The 22,487-nt window shown below is 65.3% G+C and carries 21 protein-coding genes; 13 read left to right on the forward strand and 8 right to left on the reverse strand.

Going from position 1 to position 22,487, the window contains the following annotated elements; all coding sequences use genetic code 11:
• Nucleotides 1-103: 103 nt before the first annotated feature.
• The 5 genes from rbfA (at nt 104) to JQ507_33530 (ending at nt 5,309) form a co-directional block, all read left to right on the forward strand.
• A complete protein-coding gene (gene rbfA, locus JQ507_33510; protein ID QRI69710.1) occupies nt 104-517 on the forward strand; it encodes a 30S ribosome-binding factor RbfA in 414 nt (137 codons plus the stop codon).
• A complete protein-coding gene (gene truB / locus JQ507_33515; GenBank protein QRI69711.1) occupies nt 514-1,623 on the forward strand; it encodes a tRNA pseudouridine(55) synthase TruB in 1,110 nt (369 codons plus the stop codon). The genes rbfA and truB overlap by 4 nt, the downstream gene beginning before the upstream one ends.
• A 2-nt stretch (nt 1,624-1,625) precedes the next feature.
• Complete coding sequence (rpsO, locus tag JQ507_33520) at nt 1,626-1,895, forward strand: 30S ribosomal protein S15 (protein ID QRI69712.1); 270 nt, start codon at nt 1,626-1,628, stop codon at nt 1,893-1,895.
• A 313-nt stretch (nt 1,896-2,208) separates the two neighbouring features.
• Nucleotides 2,209-4,365, forward strand: coding sequence for a polyribonucleotide nucleotidyltransferase (gene pnp, locus JQ507_33525; protein ID QRI73621.1), 2,157 nt, complete (start codon nt 2,209-2,211; stop codon nt 4,363-4,365).
• 209 nt (nt 4,366-4,574) lie between these two features.
• A complete protein-coding gene (locus tag JQ507_33530; GenBank protein ID QRI69713.1) occupies nt 4,575-5,309 on the forward strand; it encodes a superoxide dismutase in 735 nt (244 codons plus the stop codon).
• 320 nt (nt 5,310-5,629) lie between these two features.
• Here JQ507_33530 and JQ507_33535 read toward each other — a convergent pair whose 3' ends face one another.
• From JQ507_33535 to fabA, 3 genes are all read right to left on the reverse strand, one after another.
• On the reverse strand, nt 5,630-6,802 hold the full coding sequence (locus JQ507_33535; GenBank protein ID QRI69714.1) for a trans-2-enoyl-CoA reductase family protein: 1,173 nt from the start codon (nt 6,800-6,802) through the stop codon (nt 5,630-5,632).
• Nucleotides 6,803-6,880: 78 nt separating this feature from the next.
• Nucleotides 6,881-8,104: a beta-ketoacyl-ACP synthase I gene (gene fabB / locus JQ507_33540; protein ID QRI69715.1), complete on the reverse strand. Its 1,224-nt coding sequence runs from the start codon at nt 8,102-8,104 to the stop codon at nt 6,881-6,883.
• Nucleotides 8,105-8,147: 43 nt separating this feature from the next.
• Complete coding sequence (fabA, locus tag JQ507_33545; GenBank protein QRI69716.1) at nt 8,148-8,669, reverse strand: 3-hydroxyacyl-[acyl-carrier-protein] dehydratase FabA; 522 nt, start codon at nt 8,667-8,669, stop codon at nt 8,148-8,150.
• 438 nt (nt 8,670-9,107) lie between these two features.
• Between fabA and JQ507_33550 the strand changes: the two genes are divergently transcribed.
• On the forward strand, nt 9,108-9,491 hold the full coding sequence (locus JQ507_33550) for a transcriptional repressor (GenBank protein QRI73622.1): 384 nt from the start codon (nt 9,108-9,110) through the stop codon (nt 9,489-9,491).
• Nucleotides 9,492-9,558: 67 nt separating this feature from the next.
• Here the strand turns inward: JQ507_33550 and JQ507_33555 are convergent, their stop codons facing one another.
• Nucleotides 9,559-10,086, reverse strand: a complete 528-nt coding sequence (locus JQ507_33555; protein ID QRI73623.1) for an aspartyl-trna synthetase — start codon at nt 10,084-10,086, stop codon at nt 9,559-9,561.
• A gap of 329 nt (nt 10,087-10,415) precedes the next feature.
• On the opposite strand from JQ507_33555, the gene JQ507_33560 reads away from it, so the two are divergent.
• A complete protein-coding gene (locus JQ507_33560) occupies nt 10,416-11,420 on the forward strand; it encodes a D-glycerate dehydrogenase (protein ID QRI69717.1) in 1,005 nt (334 codons plus the stop codon).
• Nucleotides 11,421-11,629: 209 nt separating this feature from the next.
• On the opposite strand, the gene JQ507_33565 is transcribed toward JQ507_33560, so the two are convergent.
• Nucleotides 11,630-12,553 (reverse strand): LysR family transcriptional regulator, encoded by a 924-nt coding sequence (locus tag JQ507_33565; GenBank protein QRI69718.1) that lies wholly within the window; start codon nt 12,551-12,553, stop codon nt 11,630-11,632.
• 67 nt (nt 12,554-12,620) lie between these two features.
• Between JQ507_33565 and JQ507_33570 the strand changes: the two genes are divergently transcribed.
• Nucleotides 12,621-12,785 carry a hypothetical protein gene (locus tag JQ507_33570; GenBank protein QRI73651.1) on the forward strand — a complete coding sequence of 55 codons (165 nt, stop codon included), beginning with the start codon at nt 12,621-12,623 and terminating at the stop codon, nt 12,783-12,785.
• Between the two features lie 6 nt (nt 12,786-12,791).
• On the opposite strand, the gene moeB is transcribed toward JQ507_33570, so the two are convergent.
• Complete coding sequence (moeB, locus tag JQ507_33575; protein ID QRI69719.1) at nt 12,792-13,592, reverse strand: molybdopterin-synthase adenylyltransferase MoeB; 801 nt, start codon at nt 13,590-13,592, stop codon at nt 12,792-12,794.
• 111 nt (nt 13,593-13,703) lie between these two features.
• On the opposite strand from moeB, the gene JQ507_33580 reads away from it, so the two are divergent.
• Nucleotides 13,704-15,062, forward strand: coding sequence for a peptidoglycan-binding protein (locus tag JQ507_33580; protein ID QRI69720.1), 1,359 nt, complete (start codon nt 13,704-13,706; stop codon nt 15,060-15,062).
• Between the two features lie 238 nt (nt 15,063-15,300).
• Here JQ507_33580 and ggt read toward each other — a convergent pair whose 3' ends face one another.
• Nucleotides 15,301-16,980, reverse strand: a complete 1,680-nt coding sequence (gene ggt, locus JQ507_33585) for a gamma-glutamyltransferase (GenBank protein QRI69721.1) — start codon at nt 16,978-16,980, stop codon at nt 15,301-15,303.
• Nucleotides 16,981-16,999: 19 nt separating this feature from the next.
• The gene (gene mutM, locus JQ507_33590) at nt 17,000-17,881 is read right to left on the reverse strand and encodes a bifunctional DNA-formamidopyrimidine glycosylase/DNA-(apurinic or apyrimidinic site) lyase (GenBank protein QRI69722.1); all 882 of its coding nucleotides are present in this window, start codon (nt 17,879-17,881) and stop codon (nt 17,000-17,002) included.
• Between the two features lie 139 nt (nt 17,882-18,020).
• Here mutM and ubiE point away from each other — a divergent pair, with 139 nt between their 5' ends.
• The 4 genes from ubiE to dut all read left to right on the forward strand — a co-directional run bounded on the left by ubiE (nt 18,021) and on the right by dut (nt 22,298).
• A complete protein-coding gene (gene ubiE / locus JQ507_33595) occupies nt 18,021-18,782 on the forward strand; it encodes a bifunctional demethylmenaquinone methyltransferase/2-methoxy-6-polyprenyl-1,4-benzoquinol methylase UbiE (GenBank protein QRI73624.1) in 762 nt (253 codons plus the stop codon).
• Nucleotides 18,779-20,353: a 2-polyprenylphenol 6-hydroxylase gene (gene ubiB / locus JQ507_33600; GenBank protein QRI69723.1), complete on the forward strand. Its 1,575-nt coding sequence runs from the start codon at nt 18,779-18,781 to the stop codon at nt 20,351-20,353. Before ubiE ends, ubiB begins: the two co-directional genes overlap by 4 nt.
• A gap of 65 nt (nt 20,354-20,418) precedes the next feature.
• Nucleotides 20,419-21,843 (forward strand): bifunctional phosphopantothenoylcysteine decarboxylase/phosphopantothenate--cysteine ligase CoaBC, encoded by a 1,425-nt coding sequence (coaBC, locus tag JQ507_33605; GenBank protein ID QRI69724.1) that lies wholly within the window; start codon nt 20,419-20,421, stop codon nt 21,841-21,843.
• On the forward strand, nt 21,840-22,298 hold the full coding sequence (gene dut, locus JQ507_33610; protein QRI69725.1) for a dUTP diphosphatase: 459 nt from the start codon (nt 21,840-21,842) through the stop codon (nt 22,296-22,298). Before coaBC ends, dut begins: the two co-directional genes overlap by 4 nt.
• The last annotated feature ends 189 nt before the right edge of the window (nt 22,299-22,487 follow it).

Below are 22,487 nucleotides of genomic sequence, written 5' to 3' on the forward strand. Positions count from 1 at the left end.
GGACTCTGGTCCGGCCACCAGCGCATTGCCCGATTGAAAGCAAAGTCAGGACATTGATGCCCGCGGCCACGGCCTGCGGGCGCGACGGTTTTGGAAGAAGGTCATGCCCCGTCAAAAGAAGAGTTCCAGCCCCGGCGGCTCACAACGTCAGCTGCGCGTCGGCGAAACCGTTCGCCATGCAGTTGCCGAGATTCTGTCGCAGGGTGAGGTCCACGATCCCGATCTCGAAGGCCACATCATCACCGTTCCCGAGGTGCGTATGTCGCCGGACCTGAAGCTCGCGACGATCTACGTGATGCCGCTCGGCGGCCGCGACACCGACACGGTGATCACAGCGCTCGAGCGCAACAAGAAGTTCCTTCGCGGCGAGATCGCGCACCGCGTCAACCTGAAATTTGCACCCGACATTCGCTTCCGCGTCGACGAGCGGTTCGACGAGGCGGCGCGCATCGAGAAACTACTGCGGACACCTGCGGTGCAGCGAGACCTTGCACCCGATTCGGACGACGAGGAATGACTGTGATGACGACCAACAGCGTTATCGACGCGAAGGATGCCGACGCGCGCGACGCTGAGCGGGATGCCTTTGCCGGGCAGCGCAGCGACGATGCGCGCCGCACCAACAACGACCCGCGCCAGAAGCAGGGCCGGCAGAACCAGCAACCGCGCCGCGACAAGCGCGACGTCCATGGCTGGGTGGTGCTCGACAAGCCGATCGGCATGACCTCGACGCAGGCGGTTGCCGTGCTCAAGCGCCTGTTCCAGGCCAAGCGCGCCGGCCATGCCGGCACCCTCGATCCGCTCGCCTCGGGCGGCCTGCCGATCGCGCTCGGCGAGGCCACCAAGACGGTGCCGTTCGTGATGGACGGCCGCAAGCGCTACCGCTTCACGGTGTGCTGGGGCGAGGAGCGCGACACCGACGACACCGAGGGGCGGCCGGTCCGGACCAGCGAGAGCCGGCCGACTGCCGATTCGATCCGCGAGCTGCTGCCGCGCTTCACCGGGGTGATCGAGCAGATCCCGCCGCAATATTCGGCGATCAAGGTGCAGGGCGAGCGGGCCTACGATCTGGCACGCGACGGCGAGACCGTGGAACTAAAGCCCCGCCCGGTCGAGATTCACGAATTAGCCCTTGTGGAACATGGAGATAACGGACAATCCGTGTTCGAGGCCGAGTGCGGCAAGGGAACCTATGTCCGAGCGCTGGCCCGCGATATGGGCCGGATTCTGGGCTGTTTCGGCCATATCTGCGCCCTGCGGCGGACCCTGGTCGGTCCGTTTACCGAAGCGGACATGATTCCGCTGGAACATTTGGAGGCTTTATGCAATAGAGCCGCGTCTGGCGAGGGCAGCCTCGCCGACGCGCTTATGCCCGTTGAGACCGCGCTGGACGACATCCCGGCACTGGCCGTCACACGGGCTGATGCGGCAAGGCTCCACCGGGGCCAAGCCGTTTTGTTGCGCGGACGGGATGCGCCCAATACCAGCGGCACAGTCTATGTCACGGTGGCAGGCCGACTTCTCGCGCTTGCCGAAATTGGCAATGGCGAACTCATCCCCAAGCGCGTGTTCAACCTGAACGGACTGACTGCCGGTCCGGCTCGCAACAATGAAAGTAACTGACGATGTCGATTACCGCAGAACGCAAAGCGGAAGTCATCAAGACGAATGCCAACAAGGCCGGCGACACCGGCTCGCCCGAGGTTCAGGTCGCGATCCTGTCGGAACGCATCAATAACCTCACCGAGCACTTCAAGAGCCATGTGAAGGACAACCATTCACGCCGCGGCCTCCTGAAGCTCGTGTCGACGCGCCGCTCCCTGCTCGACTACATCAAGCGCAAGGACGAGGCGCGCTACAAGGCGCTGCTCGAAAAGCACAACATCCGTCGTTGATTTGAGAAGCACGCGCGCGAAGGTTCGCGCGCGTTTTCGCATGGTCGTCCGTGAACCCGGGCTTTCGAATTGTCGAAAGATGATCATGCGCAGCATGGCAGTCGCGCCATGCCAACTAGCGTCCAGCAGCAATCCGGCCGCTGGACCGGGCAAGATGCCCAAATGACCGAAAGGATGGACGCCATCCGAAATCCAGGGACCATGGCAGGATCGCCGGATGCTGACCGCAGCAGCGCGTCAGTGTCTCGCCGTCTTGGCATGGTCTTTGTGTTCCAGGGCGCCGTGCTTTCGTGAAACCATGAAAGAAACCGAAATGTTCAATTCGCATTCCGTCGAGATCGACTGGGGTGGACGTCCCCTCAAACTTGAAACCGGCAAGATCGCCCGCCAGGCCGACGGCGCCGTGATGGCGACCTACGGCGAGACCGTGGTGCTTGCCACCGTCGTCGCGGCGAAGACGCCGCGCGAAGGCGTCGACTTCCTGCCGCTGACGGTCGACTACCAGGAGAAGACCTACGCCGCGGGCCGCATTCCCGGCGGCTATTTCAAGCGCGAAGGTCGTCCGACCGAGAAGGAGACGCTGGTCTCCCGCCTGATCGACCGTCCGATCCGTCCGCTGTTCGTCGACGGCTGGCGCAACGAGACCCAGGTGATCGTCACCGTTCTCTCGCACGACATGGAGAACGATCCGGACATCGTGTCGCTGGTCGCCGCCTCCGCCGCACTGACGCTGTCGGGCGCCCCGTTCAAGGGCCCGATCGGCGCCGCCCGCGTCGGCTTCGCCAATGACGAGTTCATCCTCAACCCGACGCTGGACGAGATGACCGAGACCCAGCTCGACCTCGTCGTCGCCGGCACTGCCGACGCCGTGCTGATGGTCGAGTCGGAAGCCAAGGAGCTCAACGAAGATGTGATGCTCGGCGCGGTCATGTTCGGCCACCGCCACTTCCAGCCTGTCATCAACGCGATCATCGAGCTCGCCGAGAAGGCCGCCAAGGAACCGCGCGAAGTCACCACGATCGACAATTCGGAGATCGAGAAGGAAATGCTCGGCCTTGCCGAGCAGGAGCTGCGCAAGGCCTACGCGATCCCGGTCAAGCAGGAACGCTATGCCGCGGTCGGCGCCGTCAAGGAGAAGGTGCTCGCGCACTTCTTCCCGGAAGGCCAGGAGCCGAAATACGACAAGCTCCGCGTTGCCGCGGTGTTCAAGGAACTGGAAGCCAAGATCGTTCGCTGGAACATCCTCGACACCGGCAAGCGCATCGACGGCCGCGACGTCAAGACCGTGCGCAACATCATCGCCGAAGCCGGCGTGCTGCCGCGCGCTCACGGCTCGGCGCTGTTCACCCGCGGTGAGACCCAGGCGATGGTGGTGACCACGCTCGGTACCGGCGAGGACGAGCAGTACATCGACGCGCTGTCGGGGACGTACAAGGAAACGTTCCTGCTGCACTACAACTTCCCGCCCTACTCGGTCGGTGAAACCGGTCGGCTCGGCGGCACCAAGCGCCGCGAGATCGGCCACGGCAAGCTCGCCTGGCGCGCGATCCACCCGGTGCTGCCGCCGCATCACGAGTTCCCGTACACGATCCGCGTGGTCTCCGAGATCACCGAGTCGAACGGCTCGTCCTCGATGGCTTCGGTCTGCGGCGCTTCGCTGTCGCTGATGGACGCCGGCGTGCCGCTGAAGCGGCCGACCGCCGGTATCGCCATGGGCCTGATCCTCGAGGGTCAGCGCTTCGCGGTGCTGTCGGACATCCTCGGCGACGAGGATCATCTCGGCGACATGGACTTCAAGGTCGCCGGCACCGACCAGGGCATCACCTCGCTCCAGATGGACATCAAGATCGAGGGCATCACCGAGGAGATCATGAAGGTTGCGCTTGGCCAGGCCAAGGAAGGGCGCATCCACATCCTGGGTGAAATGTCCAAGGCCCTGACCGCGGCGCGCGCCGAGCTCGGCGAATATGCTCCGCGCATCGAGACCTTCAAGATCGCCACCGACAAGATCCGCGAAGTGATCGGCACCGGCGGCAAGGTGATCCGCGAGATCGTCGAGAAGACCGGCGCCAAGGTCAACATCGAGGACGACGGCACCGTGAAGGTCGCCTCCAACGACGGCGAGGCGATGAAGGCTGCGATCAAGTGGATCAAGTCGATCGCCTCCGATCCGGAGATCGGCCAGATCTACGAGGGCACCGTCGTCAAGGTGATGGAGTTCGGCGCGTTCGTGAATTTCTTCGGCGCCAAGGACGGCCTCGTCCACATCAGCCAGCTCGCCGCCAGCCGCGTGCAGAAGACCTCCGACGTCGTCAAGGAAGGCGACAAGGTCAAGGTCAAGCTGCTCGGCTTCGACGATCGCGGCAAGACCCGCCTGTCGATGAAGGCGGTCGACCAGGAGACCGGCGAGGACCTCGAGGCCAAGCAGAAGAGCGACGCTCCGGCGCCGCGCGAAGCCGCCGGCGAGTAAGCCTGCCTGAAACGAAACGACGAAGGGCGGCCGAAAGGCCGCCCTTTTTGCTTTGTCCGATGCTTCGACGCACGCGGCCTCTGCCGGGACAATGCGAGATTCCGACGCAGCGTCACAATGACCGTCTTTGAAACGCCTTAAGGTTGCTTGCACGTATCTCGCCATGCGCTGTCGTAGACGACGATAGCGCTTCAGGTCAGGAGGAATCGATGTCACCCATATCCCGCCGCCATCTTGTGCTTGCGGCAACCACGGCTGCCGCGGTCGCAGCCGCGCCACGCTTCGTTTTCGCCCAGGCCACGGCGCAGGCCCCAGCCGGGCCATTCAAGATCGATCCGCTGACCTATCCCACCAATGCGCTGGAGCCGCATATCGACGCCAGGACGATGGAAATCCATCACGACCGGCATCATCAGGCCTACGTCACCAACCTCAATAATTTCGCCAAGGACAATCCGCAGATCGCGGAGAAGCCGATCACCGACGTGCTCGCCAATCTCGGCAGCGTGCCGGAGACGATCCGCACCGGCGTGCGCAACAACATGGGCGGCCACGCCAACCACACGATGTTCTGGCAGATCATGGGACCCGGCGGCGGCAAGCCCGATGGCGAGGTGCTGACCGCGATCGATCGCGACCTCGGCGGCATCGAGAAACTGCAGACCGATTTCAACGCCGCAGGCGGCCGCGTGTTCGGCTCCGGCTGGGTGTTCGTCACCGTGACCACGGACGGCAAGCTCGCGATCGAGACCCGGCCGAACCAGGACAATCCGATCATGGACGGCAAGCGTGCGCTGCTCGGCAACGACGTCTGGGAGCACGCCTATTACCTGACCTACCAGAATCGCCGGGCGGATTATCTCAAGGCGTGGTGGAATGCGGTGAACTGGAAAGCCGTGGCCGAGCGTTATGCGGCGGCGAAGGCCGGGACGCTCGGGGTATGAGCCGGTAAGGCCGTTCATTACGCATAGCTGCGCTAGAATTGAAGACCCCGCGAAGCACCGCGAGGCTTTACGCACGGTGGCGAGCACCAAGGCAACGACGATGACATGGCCAATTTGCCATCTCGCGTAGCGCAATCGCGGGGTCACTCTTAACATCCCCTCGAAAAGGGGGAGGTCGCTTTGCTCGCCAGAGCAAAGCGGGTGGGGATCTGCTCTCTCTGCTCGCAGCATCGCCTGCGGCTAACCCCCATCCCGACCTTCCCCCTTTCAGGGGAAGGAAAAGACAGGTCCGTGGCTACTCGTGTGATTTTCCGAACGGCCTAGCCCGGGACGACGCGCGGGTCGACGTCCTGGGTGTAGTCGACACCGTCGATGCCGAAGCCGAACAGGCGCAGGAACTGGCTCTTGTACTCGCCGAGATCAGCCAATTCGCCGAGCGTCTCGGTGGTGAGCAGCGGCCAGCGCCGCGACACTTCCGTCTGCACCTCGGGTGACAGCTCCCAATCGTCGACCCGGATGCGCTGCGCATCGTCGAGCGCGACGTCCTTGCCGAGCCGGGTGCGGAACAGGCGATCGATCTGCTCGATGCAGCCCTCATGCAGCCCGAGCTGCTTCATGACCTTGAACAGCACGGTGCCGTAGAGCGGCACCACCGGAATGGCCGAGCTCGCCTGGGTCACCACGGCCTTCAGCGCCACGACGCGAGCGGCGTCCGCGCCGAGCCGGCCGCGGATCGCTTGCGCCTTGCTGTCGAGGTCGACCTTGGCGCGGCCGAGCGTGCCGTTCCAGTAGATCGGCCAGGTCAGCTCGCTGCCGATATAGGTGTAGTTGAGCGTCCGGAAGCCCGGCGCCAGCACGCCGGCGTCCGCAAGCTGGTTGATCCAGCGCTTCCAGTCGTCGCCGCCCATCACGGCGACGGTCGCCGCGGTCTGCTCTTCGTTCGCCGGCTCGAGCGTGGTCTGGAACACCTCGCCGGTCTCGGTGTCGAGCGTCTTGATCTCGACCGGCGCGCCGAGCGGCTTGATGACCGAGCGATAGGTCTTGCCGGTGTCGGGATCGGTGCGGACCGGCGCGGCCATGCTGTAGACCAGCAAATCGAGCTGCCCGAACTTCTCGCGCACGCGCTCGATGAAGTCCTTCTTCATCTCGTCGGAGAAGGCATCGCCTTCCAGCGTGAGCGGAGACCGTCCGATCTTCTCGGCCTCGATCTCGAAGGCGCGGTTGTTGTACCAGCCGGCGCTGGCGCTTCTCTTTTCCGAAGGCTCGCGCTCCAGCGACACGCCGATCGTATCGGCGCCGCCGGCGAAGGTCGCGACGATGCGGCTGGCGAGGCCGTAGCCGGTCGAGCAGCCGAGCACGGCGACGCGCTTGGGGCAGTCCGCGATCGGGCCCTGCTTCAGAACGTAAGCGATCTGCTCACGGACATTCGTGGCGCAGCCGACGGGATGCGCCGTCGTGCAGATGAAGCCTCGCACGCGCGGTTCAATAATCATTCCCACCCCATTCCGGATCGTTGCAATATCCCCATGCGCCGGCTGCGGACCTCCCTCAGCAGGCGAAGAGAGGCGAAATCAGGCGTCAAGCCGCCTGAACACCAGCGTGGCATTGGTGCCGCCGAAGCCGAACGAGTTCGACAGCACGGTCGTGAGCTTGGCGTTGTCGATCCGCTTGCGCACGATCGGCATGTCGGCGAACACGGGATCGAGCTCGGTGATATGCGCGCTCTCGCAGACGAAGCCGTTGTTCAGCATCAAGAGCGAGTAGATCGCTTCCTGCACGCCGGTGGCGCCGAGCGAATGGCCGGTCAGCGCCTTGGTCGCCGAGATCGGCGGGCACTTGTCGCCGGTGCCGAACACCTTGCGGATCGCCTCGATCTCCGGCGGATCGCCGGCCGGCGTCGAGGTGGCGTGCGGGTTGATGTAGTCGACCGGCGTGTCCACCGTCGACATCGCCATGCGCATGCAGCGCTCGGCACCCTCGCCCGACGGCGCCACCATGTCGTATCCATCCGAGGTCGCACCGTAGCCGACGACCTCGCCGTAGATCCGCGCGCCGCGCGCCTTGGCGTGCTCGAGCTCTTCCAGCACCACGACGCCGGCGCCGCCGGCGATCACGAAGCCGTCGCGGCTGATATCGTAGGGACGTGAGGCGGTGGCCGGCGTGTCGTTGTATTTCGAGGACATCGCGCCCATGGCGTCGAACAGCACCGACAGCGTCCAGTCGAGCTCCTCGCAGCCGCCGGCGAAGATGACGTCCTGCTTGCCGATCTGGATCGTCTCATAGGCGTTGCCGATGCAGTGGTTCGACGTCGCGCAGGCCGAGGAGATCGAGTAGTTCACGCCCTTGATCTTGAACCAGGTCGCGAGCGTCGCCGATGCGGTCGAGGACATGCCCTTCGGCACCGCAAACGGACCAACGCGCTTCGGGCCCTTGGCGCGCGCGATGTCGGCGGCCTCGACCAGCGTGCGCGTCGACGGTCCGCCGGATCCCATGATGATGCCGGTGCGGATGTTGGAGACCTCGTTCTCCTCGAGGCCGGAATCACGGATCGCCTGCTCCATCGCGACGTGATTCCAGGCAGCACCTTCTGCAAGGAATCGCATCGCACGGCGATCGATCACCTCGGCGGGATTGAGTGTCGGCGCACCGTGCACTTGCGACCGGAAGCCAAGCTCGGCGGCCTTCTCTGCGCGTGAAATGCCCGACTTCGCCTCATAGAGGCTCGCAAGCACTTCCTGGGTGTTGTTACCGATGGACGAGACGATACCCATCCCCGTGATGACAACCCGCCTCATGTTCGCCTCGCCCTGCCTTTATGTTGCCGCATGATGATCCTGCTCAAGACGGCGCCGTGCCCTGCTTGAACAAACCGACCTTCAAGTCCTTGGCGCGATAGATAATCTCGTCGTCCATGGAAAGCCACCCGTCGGCAATTCCGAGCACGAGCTTTGACCGCATCACGCGCTTGATATCGATGTTGTACACAACCTTGCGCGCGTGCGGCAGCACCTGTCCGGAGAACTTCAGCTCGCCGAGGCCGAGCGCGCGGCCACGACCTTCGCCACCGATCCAGCCAAGGTAAAAGCCGACCATTTGCCACATGGCATCGAGGCCGAGACAGCCCGGCATCACCGGATCGTTCTTGAAATGGCAGCCGAAGAACCAGAGATCCGGCTTCACTTCGAGCTCGGCGCGCACCAGCCCCTTGCCGAACTCGCCGCCGTTCTCCGAGATATCGCTGATGCGATCGAACATCAGCATCGGCGGCAGCGGCAACTGGGCATTGCCGGGACCAAACAGCTCGCCCCGCCCGCAAGCCAGCAAATCCTCGTATTCGTAACCGCCGCGCCGATCCAGCATCCTCTATCCACCTCTGATATCCCGATGAAGCGCTTTTGCTTGGTCGGACCTTAATCTACCCACGGGAACCGGAATAACCTGTCCCGCATCTTGGCGCTACCTGGGTACGCTACCGGCCTGTTATCTCTGCCGAAAGCGCATATGTGGTCCGCGCGCTCTCTAACATAGGGCTAACTGGGCGGCAAAGCGGCATTCCGATGACAAATGGCCGTCATCCAATAGGTTTCTACCGCTGCTTGGATTTGTTCTAGTTGCGAAAAACTTGCATCTGACAGGCATCCTTTTTATATTTATGAGGAATATTGCCTGAGTTGGGTGCATAGAGTGGATATGAACGAGGAAGTACCGGCTGTGAACGATGATGTCGTGCACCCGACCGTCCGTGGCGGCGGGCACCACCCTGCCCTGACCGGCTGTCCGTGGCATGACGTCAACGAGATGTTGCAGTCGGCCGGCCTGCGGCCGACCCGCCAGCGCATGGCGTTGGGTTGGCTGCTGTTCGGCAAGGGCGCGCGCCACCTGACCGCCGAGATGCTGTACGAGGAAGCCACGCTGGCCAAGGTTCCGGTGTCGCTGGCGACCGTGTACAACACGCTCAACCAGCTGACCGATGCCGGCCTGCTGCGCCAGGTCAGTGTCGACGGCACCAAGACCTATTTCGACACCAACGTGTCGACGCATCACCACTTCTATCTCGAGCATAACCACGAGCTGGTCGACATTCCCGACCCGAACCTCGTGCTGTCGAAGATGCCCGACGTGCCGGAAGGCTACGAGATTTCCCGCGTCGACATGGTGGTGCGGCTGCGCAAGAAGCGCTGACCCGATCTATTACGGATTAAGACGTGATGGCCGGGCTCGTCCCGGCCATTGTCGTTTCAGGACTGCCTCAGTCCACTTTCTCATCGGCGTAGACGCCCCACAGGCGCTGCTGCTCAATCCAGCCGTCGAACCCGCTGCCGGTGACCCGGCACCAGTTGTTGGCGCATTTCTTGACCTGCGCGACGACGCCGGCCTGCAGGCGCGCCGCGATGGCGCTGGTGGCATCGGGACGATCGTACAGCGAGGCCAGGTCGTCCTTGTTCTTCATTGTGACGACCGCGGTGCGGCGGCCGGACAGCAGCGAGTGATAGACCCAGCCTTCCGCTCCTTCCGAATCGCGCACCCGGCGCCAGTTCTCGAACTCGGCGGTGATTTCGACCGGCAGCCCCGAACGCGTGTAGACCCAGGCGACGTCGTTGTCCTTGGTCGGGCCGGCGCGGACGTTCACGTGATCGGATTTCAGGCTGACATAGCGCGGGATCGGCAGGCCGCTGGTGGTCGGGCTCAAATCCTTGGCGGAATGTCCGGGGCTGACCGACGCACTCAGCACGCTCCCGACCAGCGCCACCAATGAACCGAAACGCCACACCATCAACTCGTCTCCTGCCGAGATGCCCAACCCGCATTCGGCGAGCTGCAACTCAAATCCAGACCCGCGCCCGCAGGCCCTGCGCCATTCGTTCCGGCATTCGAGGATCCGAGGGGTTCTTGTCTTGGCCCGGCCTTCTGCTAGAGAGGACGGAACGCCAAAGCGCCAGAACACCCGAATTTCCCCCGACGAAAGCTGGGGCAAGTATCGGGGAACCCTAGGAAACGCGAAGGAAACGCCGGGACTGCGCGGCTATCAGCAGTGTCGAACAACCGGGTTAATGAGGCCTCAACGGCTCGGTTTTTGGCGAGCCGTGCGCCTCATGAAAGCAGGACATGTCGGTGAAGAAAAAGCCACTCGTCGTCGTCACCCGCAAGCTGCCGGACTCGATCGAGACCCGGATGCGCGAGCTGTTCGACGCCAGACTGAATCTCGACGACACGCCGATGACGCCGGAACAGATCGCGGAAGCGGCAAGGACCGCCGACGTGCTGGTGCCGACCGTGACCGACATGATCCGCGAGGACGTGATCAACCAGCCCGACTGCAGGCTGAAGATGATCGCCAATTTCGGCAATGGCGTCGACAATATCGACGTCGCGGCCGCGCATGCCCGCGGCATCACCGTGACCAACACGCCGAAGGTGCTGACCGAGGACACCGCCGACATGACGATGGCGCTGATCCTCGCGGTGCCGCGACGGATGATCGAGGGTGCCTCGATCCTGACCGAGGGCAAGCAGCACTGGGCCGGCTGGTCGCCGACCTGGATGCTCGGCCACCGCATCGGGGGAAAAAGGCTCGGCATCATCGGCATGGGCCGCATCGGCCAGGCGGTGGCGCGCCGCGCCCGTGCCTTCGGCCTGCAGATCCACTATCACAACCGCCGCCCGGTGGCGCCCATGATCGCCGACGAGCTCGGGGCGACCTATTGGGAAAGCCTCGACCAGATGCTGGCGCGGATGGACATCATCTCGGTGAACTGCCCGCACACGCCGGCGACTTATCATCTGCTCTCGGCGCGGCGGCTCAAGCTGATCCGCAAAGAGGCCTATATCGTCAACACCGCGCGCGGCGAGGTGATCGACGAGGACACGCTGATCAAGCTGATCGAAGCCGGCGATGTCGGCGGCGCCGGCCTCGACGTCTACGAGCACGAGCCCGCGGTGAACCCGAAGCTGGTGCGGCTCGCCAGGGCCGGCAAGGTGACCCTGCTGCCGCACATGGGCTCGGCCACCATCGAAGGCCGCGTCGAGATGGGCGAAAAGGTGATCATCAACATCCGGACCTTCCTCGACGCCCACAAGCCGCCGGACCGCGTGCTGCCCAGCATGCTGTAGGGGAACCTGCAGCCGGGATGGAGCTGCCAGCAAAATATCGAAAACAACCCCATGCAAAGCAGCCGGTGCGGCCGGCCAGGCAACTCGGCACGCCCGGCAAAGGTAGCGGGTGAAGTCACGGCGACTGCCGGGCACGCTGGAATCACGCATTCAGTGTCGTCCCGGCCTAGTGCGCAATTGCGCACGGGGGCCGGGACGACGGTGTGGATCTAGCTCGACTTCCTCGTCTTCCGCCTCGCCTGCTTACGCCAGTCGGCGACGAACGACACGAAGGCGGCGAGCGCGGGCCGCGGCTGGCGGCGGCTCGGATAATAGAGGAACGGGCCGTCGAACGGCGGGCACCAGTCGTCGAGCACGCTGACCAGCGCGCCGGACTTGACGCCGTAGCGGACATAGCCCTCGAATGTCGCCCAATAGCCGACGCCGTCATGGACCGCACGCAGCGCGAGGCCGAGATGGGTCGCGATCAGCTTGGCCGGCGGCGAAATCTTCACCACGCGACCGTTCTTCTCGAACTCCCAATCGAATATCACGCCGTTGCTGAAGCGGGTGCGGATGCAGGCATGCGCCAGCAGATCCTTCGGATGCATCGGCCGGCCATGCTTTGCCACATAGTCACGCGACGCCACGACCGCGTAGCGCTGCGGCGCGCCGAGCGGGACCGCGACCATATCCTGCGCCAGATGCTCGCCATAGCGCACGCCTGCGTCGAAGCCCTGCGCGACGATGTCGACGAACGCGCTCTCGGCCACGAGGTCAAGGTCGACCTTCGGATATCTGGCGAGGAACGGCGCGATCATCGGCGCCAGCACGAGATCGACCGCAGGCGGCGGCGCGTTGATGCGCAGGCGCCCGGACGGCTCCGCGCGCAAGCCACGCACCTCCGTGATCGCATCGCCAACATCGGCGATCGCCGGCGCGACACGGGCGAGCAACAGTTCGCCGGCCTCGGTCAGCGCGACGCTGCGGGTGGTGCGGTTCATCAGGCGGACGCCGAGCCGCTCCTCCATGTCGCGCAGCCGCTGGCTGAGGCTCGAGACCGAGACGCGGCTCTCCAGCGCGGCGCGCCGGAAGTTGCGGGTGCGTGCCACCGCCACGAAGGCGTCGAGGTCGCGAAGATCGAAATCCTGCATTGTTCGGTATAGTGAACAACCCATTCTTGATTGTCCAGAGCATCCCGAACAGCTCGGCCTCGGCTGCATGGGCGTGTCGGACTTCTACGACCCCGCCGACCGCAGCGAGAGCATCGCCACCATCCATGCCGCGCTCGCCGACGCATTTCCGCCCGGCGCCGCCGCCGGCGGACGCTATCCGGAGGAGCATCTGCGGCACATGGACAGCGAGAAGTCCGCGACAGCGTCCTGATGAACTCTACCGATGCCCGCTCAGGTCGGTGATGCCAGGCGCATCACCATTGAGCGGGTTCTGCGGGTCGCGCGCGTAGCGCAGGGTCTCGAACCGCATCGCGCGCGCATCCACCATCAGCAGGCGGCCGACCAGGCCCTCGCCGAAGCCGACGATCTCGCGGATCGCTTCCAGCGCCATCATCGAGCCCATGAGCCCGGCCAGCGCGCCCATCACGCCGGCCTCGGCGCAGGCCGGCACCGTGCCGGGCGGCGGCGCCTCCGGGAACAGGCAGCGATAGGTCGGATTGAATACGCCGTCCGCATTCTTCTCGTGGGCGCGGATCGTGGTCAGCGAGCCGTCGAACTGGCCCAGCGCCGCTGTTATCAGCGGCCGCTTCGCCAGGAAGCAGGCATCGGCGACGAGATAGCGGGTCTCGAAATTATCGGAGCCTTCGAGCACGAGATCGTAGTTTGAAATCAGCGCCATCGCATTGTAGGCGGTGAGCCGCATCGGATGCGCCTCGAACGTCACGTGCGGATTGAGCGCGTGAATCTGCGCCGCCGCGCTGTCGACCTTGCGCTTGCCGATGTCGGACGTCGTATGGATGATCTGGCGCTGCAAATTGGATAGCGACACGACATCGTCGTCGATCACGCCGAGACGGCCGACGCCGGCGGCGGCGAGATACATCAGCACCGGCGCGCCGAGGCCGCCGGCGCCGATCACCAGCACAGAGGCCTGCTTCAGCGCATTCTGGCCGGGGCCACCCACCTCCCGCAGCACGATGTGGCGGGCATAGCGTTCGAGCTCGTCGGCACTCAGCATCTTGATGTCCTGCGCGCTGTTCCCTGAACCGGAGCGCGGTTGTTGCCGACCAAGCAGATGTGCTTAATTGCGTCGACGTCAATGGTATCAGTCATTTCCCCCGGATTTGTCATGAGATCGGTGCTTTCGGCAACGTTGATGTTCGCAACCATCGGTGCGGCGCACGCCCAGATGACGCCGCCGTCGACCGCGGGGGCCAAGCCGAAGATCGTGACGACGGTGCCGGTTCGCCCCGCGTTGCAGAAGCCGGAGGATACCGCGGGCGCGATGGCGCAGGCCGAGCGGCTGGCGCTGCAATCCGACCTTGCCTGGGTCGGCGAATATAACGGCGCGATTACCGGCGACGTCAGCGAGCGCATGGTCAATGCGATCAAGGAATTCCAGAAGAACCGCGGCGGCAAGCCGACCGGCGTGCTGAACCCGCAGGAGCGCGGCGTGCTCGCCGACACCGCGCGGCGGAAGCAGGAGAGCGTCGGCTGGCGGATCGTCACCGAGCCCGCCACCGGGGCGCGGCTCGGCATTCCGACAAAACTGGTGCCGCAGCTCACCAGCGATGCCTCCGGCGCCAAATGGACCTCGCCGACCGGCACCGTCCAGGTGCTGCTGACCCGGCGCAAGGAAGCCAGTCCGACGACCGCCAAGCTTGCCGAGCAGGAAAAGAAGGAGCCGGCCGGCCGCACCATCGACTACACCGTGGTGAAGCCGGATTTCTTCGTGCTGTCGGGCATGCAGGGGCTGAAGAAGTTCTATTTGCGCGGCACCTTGAAGGGCGACGAGGTCCGCATCCTCACCATCCTCTATGACCAGGCGACGCAGACCACGGTCGAACCGGTGGTGATCGCGATGTCGAGCGCCTTCAACGCGTTTCCGTCCACCGTGCAGGCCGGCCCGCCGCCGCGCAAGACCGTGGAATACAGCACCGGCGTCGTGGTCAGCGACGACGGCACCATTGTCGCCGATCGCGTGGCGACCGGCGATTGCCTCGCGCTGACGATCCCGGGTTACGGCAATGCCGACCGGGTCGCAGAAGACAAGGACCACGAGCTCGCATTGCTGCGGATCTACGGCGCGCGCGGGCTGAAGCCGCTCAACATCGCGGGCCAGGCGACGCAGACCGCGCTCGACATCACCGGCATCGTCGATCCGCAGAGCCAGGGCGGCGGCGCCGCGGCGAGCAGCGTCAAGGCTGCGGTGGCGCAACTCGGCGGCGGCGATGCCACGCTGTCGCCGGCACCTGCGATCGGGTTCTCCGGCGCCGCGGCGCAGGACGGTGGCGGCAAGTTCGCCGGCATCGCATTGCTGAAACCTGTCATCGTTGCCGGCCCGGCAAACGCAGCGCCGCCGGCGCAGGCCACGCTGGTGCCGGCCGACACGGTACGCAATTTCCTGAAGGCGCACGGCATCAACGCGGCGGGGGAATCGGCGGACGCCAAGGCCGCCGTGGTGCGTGTGATCTGCGTCAGGAAGTAATTCATCGCGCGCGCATGCGGGTGATCGGATATTGCAAGGCTCCTTTGATTCAGCCACGGCTCTTCCCACACGTCGTCCTGGCGAAAGCCAGGACCCATAGCCACCGCACTCGGCGATGAAACCGGATCGCGGCCCCAGCGCGGCACAACATTGAGGTTTGGGGTAATGGGTCCCGGCCTTCGCCGGGACGACGTTGAGGATGGCGCTCGCTTCAATCTGCCAAACAGCCTAGTCGGCGTTACCGCAGCATGAACCGCACGCCTGCGCGGGCAAGACCACCGGCGATGCCGACCGGCGTGCCGTCGGCGCGCCAGCAGGCTGCACCCGACATGGTGCCGTCGGCGTGGAACTGGATCGCGTTCATGCCGCCGGCAACGGTCGGCACGACTTGCACCTTGTGGCCTTTCGCCGATAGCGCCGTACGCACGGCCTCCGGCACTGCCTGCTCGACTTCCAGCGCATTGCCCTCGGTCCAGACCCGCGGCGCCTCGACCGCTTCCTGCAGGCTCATGCCGTGGTCGATCAGATTGATCAGCGCCTGCATCGCGCTCGGGAAGATGCGCTTTCCGCCGGGCAGGCCGAGCGCGTAAACCAGTTTGTTGTCGCGCAGCGCCATCATCGGCGACATCGACGTGGTGACGCGCTTGCCTGCCGCGAGCGACAGCGCGTGCCCCGGCCGCGGATCGAACAGGTTCATGTAATTGTTCGGCACGGTGCCGAGGCCCGGGATCAGGATCTTGGCCCCAAACAGATTGTTGATGGTCTGGGTGGTCGCGACCACATTGCCAAACGCATCCGCCGCGGTCATGTGCGTGGTGTGCGCGCTTTCAAGCTGCGTGACGCCGGCACCCCACGCCTGTGCGCGGTCCGGATCGATGGCGCGGCGGCGCTCCTCGGCATAGGCCTTCGAGGTCAGCTGCTCCACCGGGACGTTGATATAGGCGGGATCGCCGCTCGCGGCTTCACGATCGGCAAAAGCGATCTTCAGCACTTCGGCGAGATAATGGATCGTCTCCGTCGTGCCAAAGCCGAGGCGGGCGATGTCGTAGCCTTCGAGGATGTTGAGCATCTCCGTGATATGCACGCCTGACGCTGCCGGCGGCGGCGGCCCGAGGATTTCCCAGCCGCGATAGTCGCAGCGGATCGGCTGCCGCTCGACGGTCTTGTAGGTCGCGAGATCCTCCTGCGCGATGAAGCCGCCATTCTTCTTCATGTAGTCGACCAGGATGTCGCCGAGCGGCCCCTGGTAGAGCGCGTTGTCGCCGTGATCGGCGATGTATTTCAGCGTCTCGGCATATTCCGCCTGCACCACGCGCTCGCCAGGCTTCAGCGGCGTGCCGTTGGGCAGATAGATCGCCGAGATCGGCTTGTCCTTCAGCATCTCCGCGGCGCCGTCGGTGATGCATTCGTGCAGATAAGGCGTCGCCGCATAGCCGCGCGCGGCATGCTTGATCGCCGGCTGCATCACGTCGGCGAGACTCATGGTGCCGAACCGGCGCAGCGTTTCGCACCACGCCTTCAGCGAGCCCGGCACCGCGACCGCCTTCGGCCCGTTCAGATTCTCGTTGCCGACCGTGTCGAACACGTCATGCGCCGAACCGGGCTTCGAGGTGTAGGTATCCGGCTTTACCGCCTGCGGCACCGTGCTCTGGCCGTCGATGAAGCGATGGCTGCCGTCGGCGAGGCGGATATGCGCCATGCCGCCGCCGATGATGCCGACCATCATCGGCTCGACCACGGTCAGCGTGAACAGAGTGGCGATCGCCGCATCGATCGCATTGCCGCCGGCCGCCAGCATCTCGGCGCCGGCGCTCGATGCCAGCGGGTGATTGCTCACCACCATGCCGCGGCTGGAGGTCGCCGGCTGCTTCTCGCACTGGAAGGTGGTCGCGGCGCGATCGCGCCAATTGCCGTTCATCATCCGCACTCCCTTGTTGTTATTTTTGGCACTTCGGGCACCAGAACGTCGAACGGCCGTTCTGGGTGAAGCGCCGGACGATGCCCTCGCAGCCCGAGGTGCGGCAGGTCTCGCCCTCGCGGTCGTAGACCTGAAACGAATGCTGGAAATAACCGAGATCGCCGTTGGTCAGGCGATGGTCGCTGATCGAGGAGCCGCCGGCCTTGATCGCCTGGTTGAGCACCGAATGGATCGCGTCGACCAGCCGCTTGGCATGATCGGTGGGCTCGGCCTTTTTGGTCGCGAGCGTGGCGGCCAATCGCCGCGGCGACAGATGCGAGCGAAACAGCGCCTCGCAGACATAGATGTTGCCAAGTCCCGCCACCACGCGCTGATCGAGCAGCGCGACCTTCAGGCTGGTCTTCTTGTTGTGGCAGGAACGCGCCAGCATCGCGGCGTCGAATTCGTTGCCGAGCGGCTCGGGCCCGAGCCCCTTCAGCAGCGGTTCATCCTCGATGGCGTTGCGGGCGATGATCTTCATGTAGCCGAAGCGCCTGGGATCATTGAACACGACGGCCGCGCCCGAGGACATGTGGAACACGACATGATCATGCGCACGGTCGTCGCTGCGCGGATGATGGAATTGCCCCGGCGTCGCCGCGCCTTCCTGCTTCAGCACGCGGAATGAGCCCGACATGCCCAGATGCATCAGCAGCACGTCGCCGGAGTTGAGGTCCGCCATCAGATATTTGGCGCGGCGGCCGAGCCCGGTGATGGTCTGGCCCTCGAGCCGGGCGATAAAGTCTTTTTGAAACGGAAACCGCAGATCCTTGCGGCGGGCCTCGGCCTTGAGGATTTTGGAGCCTTCCATGGCCGGTTGCAGGCCGCGGCGGACGGTCTCGACTTCGGGTAATTCCGGCATGGCAGGCATTCACCTTTTGGGACTGACGTGATAGCGCCATTGCGGCCGCCGCGCTATGGTTTGGCTGGAGCGATTTCGAGCGAAGCGGGCACCGGTTCGCGTGAAGAAAACGCGACCGAAAAGGTAAGAGTTCTGAGTGATGGATCGGCCGGAGCAGACCACCCATTTCGGCTTCAGGGACGTGCCCCTGGGCGAGAAACAGACGCTGGTGAACGAGGTGTTTCACAGCGTCGCGTCGCGCTATGACCTGATGAACGATCTGATGTCGGGCGGCCTGCACCGGGCCTGGAAGGACGTCATGATCACGACGCTCGATCCGCCGAAGGGCGACCGGCCGTTCGCGCTGCTCGACGTCGCCGGCGGTACCGGCGACATCTCGTTCCGGGCCGCCAAGGCCGCGGGCACCGGCTTCCATGCCACCGTCTGCGACATCAACACCGAGATGCTCGCGGTCGGCCGCGAGCGCGCCGCCAGGCAGCACCTCGACGACCGCGTGTCGTTCGTCGAGGGCAATGCCGAGACATTGGCTTTCGCCGACCGTTCGTTCGACGCCTACACCATCGCGTTCGGCATCCGCAACGTGCCGCAGATCGAGCTGGCGCTGCGCGAGGCCTATCGGGTGCTCAAGCCGGGCAGCCGCTTCCTGTGCCTGGAATTCTCCACCGTCGACGTGCCCGGTCTCGACAAGATCTACGACCTGTTTTCCTTCAAGGTGATCCCGCCGCTCGGCCGCGCCGTCACCGGCGATGCCGAGTCCTATCAATATCTCGTCGAGTCGATCCGCAAATTCCCGCGGCCGAACGCCTTCGCCGAGATGATCAGCGCCGCCGGCTTTGCCCGCGTGAAATGGCAGAGCCTCTCCGGCGGCATCGTGGCGCTGCATTCGGGCTGGCGTTTGTGATCTCTGCACTGACCCACATCGCGCGCCTCGCCCGCGCCGGTTTCGTATTTGCGCGCGAAGGCGTGTTCGGCGTCGTCGATCCCGTGCTGGTGCCGCCGCCGGGACAGCTCGCGCTGAAAATGGCGCGACTGATCGAGCGCCGCTCGGCCAAGTCAGGCCCGCGGCTGTCGCGCGCGCTGACCCGGCTCGGGCCCGCCTATCTCAAGCTCGGGCAATTCCTCGCGACCCGTCCCGACGTGGTCGGCGTCGCGATGGCGCGCGATCTCGAAAGCCTGCAGGACCGGCTGCCGCCGTTCGCACAGCAGGAAGCCGAAGCCGTCATCGCGCAATCGCTGGAACGGCCGCTGGCGCAAGCCTTCGTGCACCTCGGTCCCGCGGTTGCCGCGGCCTCGATCGCGCAGGTGCATCGCGCCGAGGTCGAGCGCGACGGCAGGCGGCAGCAGGTAGCGGTCAAGGTGCTCCGGCCCAACGTCGCCGCGCGCTTCCGCCGCGACCTCAGCGACTTCTTCTTCGTCGCACACAAGGCCGAGGCGCATTCCGCCGAAGCGCGGCGCTTAAGGCTGATCGAAGTCATCAACACGATGTCGCGCTCGGTCGCGATGGAAATGGACCTGCGGTTAGAGGCGGCCGCGCTGTCCGAGATGGCCGAGAACACGCGCGACGATCCGGATTTCCGCGTGCCCACGGTGGATTGGGATCGCACCGCGCACAGCGTGCTGACGATGGAATGGATCGACGGCATCGCGCTGAACGATCACGCCCGCCTGGCGCAGGCCCAGGTCGACCTGCCCGATCTCGGCCGCAAGGTGATCCAGAGCTTCCTGCGCCACGCGCTGCGCGACGGCTTCTTCCATGCCGACATGCATCCGGGCAATCTGTTCCTCGACGACGCCGGCCGCCTCGTTGCGGTGGATTTCGGCATCATGGGACGGCTCGGGCTGAAGGAGCGGCGCTTCCTGGCCGAGATCCTGCTCGGCTTCATCACCCGCGACTATCGCCGCGTCGCCGAGGTGCATTTCGAGGCCGGCTATGTGCCGGGCCACCATTCGGTGGAGAATTTCGCGCAAGCGATCCGCGCCATCGGCGAGCCGATCCACAACCGCACCGCCGAGGAAATCTCGATGGCGAAGCTGCTTTCGCTTCTGCTCGAGGTCACCGGCCTGTTCGACATGCAGACGCGGCCCGAACTGATCCTGCTGCAGAAGACCATGGTGGTGGTCGAGGGTGTGGCGCGCGGCTTCGACCCCAAGCTCGACATCTGGAAGATCGCCGACCCCGTGGTGCGCGAATGGATCACGCACAATCTCGGCCCGGCCGGCCGGATCCAGGGCGCGCTCTCGGGCGCGGGCGAGCTCGGCCGCGTGCTCGCCAATTTGCCGTCGATCGCCAGCCGCGCCGTGACGGTGCTGGAGCAGCTCGAGACCATGACCCGGGAGGGCCACATGCTGTCATCGGACTCGATCGACGAAATGGCCCGCGCCGAGGCCAAGAAGGCACGCATCCAGACCGTCGGCCTCTGGGTCATTGCCGCAGCGCTGATCGGAATCTTCTTCGCCATCCGCGCGCATTGATTGCAATGCATGCATCGTGTGATAGCATCGCTATCATTGCTTGAGCATGATGCCCGGGGCACGCCATGGCCAGCCTGACCATCCGTAAACTCGACGACACGCTGAAGGCCTATCTGCGGCTGCGCTCCGCCAAGAACGGGCGCTCGGTCGAGGAGGAGGTCCGGGTGATCCTCCGGGAACTCGCAGAAGGCGGTGCGGAGCCCGCCGGGGCGCCCAGTGCCGGTTCCCAGACGCCTGCAGCTCAGGCACCACGGGCCGCCAGCGTGGCCGGCGAGCCCAGGGTGACCCTGATCATCGGCGGCGGAATCGCGGCCTACAAGGCGCTGGATCTGATCCGGCGGCTCAAGGAGCGGCACATCCAGGTCCGCTGCGTGCTGACCAAGGCGGCCCAGCAGTTCGTGACCCCGCTGGCCGCCAGCGCGCTGTCGCATGAGCGCGTCTACACCGACCTGTTCGACGCCGAGAGCGAGTTCGACGCCGGCCATATCCGGCTGGCGCGCGACTGCGACCTGATCGTGGTGGCGCCGGCCACCGCCGATTTGATGGCCAAGATGGCGCAGGGCCACGCCGACGATCTCGCCACCGCGACCCTGCTGGCGGCCAACCGGCCGATCCTGCTGGCGCCGGCGATGAACCCGCTGATGTGGAACAACCCCGCCACCCGCCGCAACGTGCTGCAGCTCCGCCGCGACGGCGTTCATACGATCGGCCCCAATGCCGGCGAGATGGCGGAGGCCGGCGAGGCCGGGGTCGGGCGGATGGCCGAGCCTGTCGAGATCGCCGCCGCCGCCGACCGCATGCTGCGCCCGCCGCAGCCGCGCCCGCTCGCCGGCAAGCGCGTACTGATCACCGCCGGGCCGACCCATGAGGCGATCGACCCGGTCCGCTACATCGCCAACCGTTCGTCCGGCAAGCAGGGCTTTGCGATCGCCGCCGCGGCGCGTGCCGCGGGCGCCGAGGTCGTGCTGGTGACCGGTCCGGTCGAGCTCGACGACCCGCAGGGTATCGCCGTGATGCGCGTGGAATCCGCGCGCGACATGCTGCACCGGGTCGAGGCCGCGCTGCCGGTCGACGTCGCGATCTTCGCCGCCGCGGTCGCCGACTGGCGGGTCGCCAGCGAAGGCAGCCAGAAGCTGAAGAAGACCGCGGCCGGCATGCCGCCGCTGCAGCTGGTCGAGAACCCCGACATCCTCGCGACGATTGCGAAGCTGAAGGAGAAGCGGCCGCCGCTGGTGATCGGCTTTGCCGCCGAGACCGAGCACCTGATCGAGAACGCCAAGGCCAAATTCGCGCGCAAGGGCTGCGACTGGATCGTCGCCAACGACGTCTCGCCGGCGACCGGTGTGATGGGCGGCGACCGCAACACCGTCCACCTGCTGTCGCGCGAGGGCAAGGAGGTCACCGTCGACTCCTGGCCGGTGATGACCAAGGAAGAAGTCGCGACCGCGCTGGTGTCGCGGATCGCAAGAGAAGTAGGAACCGGATCGTGAGCGCCACCATCAAGGTCGAAGTCCACCAATTGCCGCACGGCGCGGACCTCCTGCTGCCGATCTATCAGACCGACGGCGCAGCCGGGCTCGACCTCCTGGCCGCGGTGCCGCGGTCGGCGCCGCTGCTGCTGCTGCCGGGCCGCTACGAGATGGTTCCGACCGGGCTGACGATCGCGCTGCCCCCGGGCTATGAGGCGCAAATCCGGCCGCGCTCCGGCCTTGCCGCCAAATACGGCGTCACGGTGCTGAATTCGCCCGGCACGGTCGACGCCGATTATCGTGGCGAGATCAACGTGCTGCTGATCAATCACGGCGAGCAGGTGTTTTCGATCCGGCGCGGCGAGCGCATCGCGCAGATGGTGATCGCGCCGGTGACGAGGGCCGAGCTGGTTCCGGTCGACGTGCTGTCGTCGACCGAGCGCGGCAGCGGCGGCTTCGGCTCGACCGGCCGTTAAGCACGCGAACTGTGCGGAGATCACGCTTCGCGCGCGCTCCCCGCACGATTACGGAGTCAATTCGCGTAAAAATCCACACCAGCCGGCCGCATTTTTTCACAGCGGATTCTGCGTTCACGGTCTGGACTCTTACTCGCCGAGTCCCGTTGGGATTATTCTGCTTTGATTCGAGCACGACGGGGGGTCTTC

The organism is Bradyrhizobium sp. PSBB068 (assembly GCA_016839165.1).
In the GTDB taxonomy this organism is placed as follows: Bacteria; Pseudomonadota; Alphaproteobacteria; order Rhizobiales; family Xanthobacteraceae; genus Bradyrhizobium.

Excerpts from the sequence above, each read along its gene's own strand:
- rbfA (QRI69710.1), top strand. The coding sequence starts at position 104 with ATGCCCCGTCAAAAGAAGAGTTCCAGCCCCGGCGGCTCACAACGTCAG.
- truB (QRI69711.1), top strand. The coding sequence starts at position 514 with ATGACTGTGATGACGACCAACAGCGTTATCGACGCGAAGGATGCCGAC.
- rpsO (QRI69712.1), top strand. The coding sequence starts at position 1,626 with ATGTCGATTACCGCAGAACGCAAAGCGGAAGTCATCAAGACGAATGCC.
- pnp (QRI73621.1), top strand. The coding sequence starts at position 2,209 with ATGTTCAATTCGCATTCCGTCGAGATCGACTGGGGTGGACGTCCCCTC.
- JQ507_33530 (QRI69713.1), top strand. The coding sequence starts at position 4,575 with ATGTCACCCATATCCCGCCGCCATCTTGTGCTTGCGGCAACCACGGCT.
- JQ507_33535 (QRI69714.1), bottom strand. The coding sequence starts at position 6,802 with ATGATTATTGAACCGCGCGTGCGAGGCTTCATCTGCACGACGGCGCAT.
- fabB (QRI69715.1), bottom strand. The coding sequence starts at position 8,104 with ATGAGGCGGGTTGTCATCACGGGGATGGGTATCGTCTCGTCCATCGGT.
- fabA (QRI69716.1), bottom strand. The coding sequence starts at position 8,669 with ATGCTGGATCGGCGCGGCGGTTACGAATACGAGGATTTGCTGGCTTGC.
- JQ507_33550 (QRI73622.1), top strand. The coding sequence starts at position 9,108 with ATGTTGCAGTCGGCCGGCCTGCGGCCGACCCGCCAGCGCATGGCGTTG.
- JQ507_33560 (QRI69717.1), top strand. The coding sequence starts at position 10,416 with ATGTCGGTGAAGAAAAAGCCACTCGTCGTCGTCACCCGCAAGCTGCCG.
- JQ507_33565 (QRI69718.1), bottom strand. The coding sequence starts at position 12,553 with ATGCAGGATTTCGATCTTCGCGACCTCGACGCCTTCGTGGCGGTGGCA.
- JQ507_33570 (QRI73651.1), top strand. The coding sequence starts at position 12,621 with ATGGGCGTGTCGGACTTCTACGACCCCGCCGACCGCAGCGAGAGCATC.
- moeB (QRI69719.1), bottom strand. The coding sequence starts at position 13,592 with ATGCTGAGTGCCGACGAGCTCGAACGCTATGCCCGCCACATCGTGCTG.
- JQ507_33580 (QRI69720.1), top strand. The coding sequence starts at position 13,704 with ATGAGATCGGTGCTTTCGGCAACGTTGATGTTCGCAACCATCGGTGCG.
- ggt (QRI69721.1), bottom strand. The coding sequence starts at position 16,980 with ATGAACGGCAATTGGCGCGATCGCGCCGCGACCACCTTCCAGTGCGAG.
- mutM (QRI69722.1), bottom strand. The coding sequence starts at position 17,881 with ATGCCGGAATTACCCGAAGTCGAGACCGTCCGCCGCGGCCTGCAACCG.
- ubiE (QRI73624.1), top strand. The coding sequence starts at position 18,021 with ATGGATCGGCCGGAGCAGACCACCCATTTCGGCTTCAGGGACGTGCCC.
- coaBC (QRI69724.1), top strand. The coding sequence starts at position 20,419 with ATGGCCAGCCTGACCATCCGTAAACTCGACGACACGCTGAAGGCCTAT.